Here is a 268-nt window from a genome sequence, read left to right as displayed (position 1 = left end):
AGTCGCGCATCTGGTTCCCCGCACGCGCGTTCGACAATACGATGTATGTGTTGCTGTCGAATCACGTCGGCATGACCGGCGGCTGGGACACATGCGGTACGAGCGCAGTCTGGAGTCCCTATGGCGATGTGATTGAAGAAGCCAGCCGCGAACGGGAAGAAGTCATCGTCGCGCGGCTCGATCCGGCCGTGCTTGCCGACGTTCGCGAACGGGAAACGGCGCTGGCGGATTTCGTCGCGCATGGCGATATGGCGGCCGATAACGTTGC

At 61.9% G+C, this 268-nt stretch carries 1 protein-coding gene; it reads left to right on the top strand.

What is annotated here, in order from left to right; all coding sequences use genetic code 11:
- On the top strand, window positions 1-268 hold a 268-nt coding region (locus tag SB753_RS37685; RefSeq protein WP_410805239.1), incomplete at both ends, for a carbon-nitrogen hydrolase family protein.

Source organism: Paraburkholderia sp. SIMBA_053 (assembly GCF_046534895.1).
GTDB classification, from domain to species: domain Bacteria; phylum Pseudomonadota; class Gammaproteobacteria; order Burkholderiales; family Burkholderiaceae; genus Paraburkholderia; species Paraburkholderia caledonica.
This window is presented reverse-complemented; position numbering and strand designations above follow the sequence as displayed.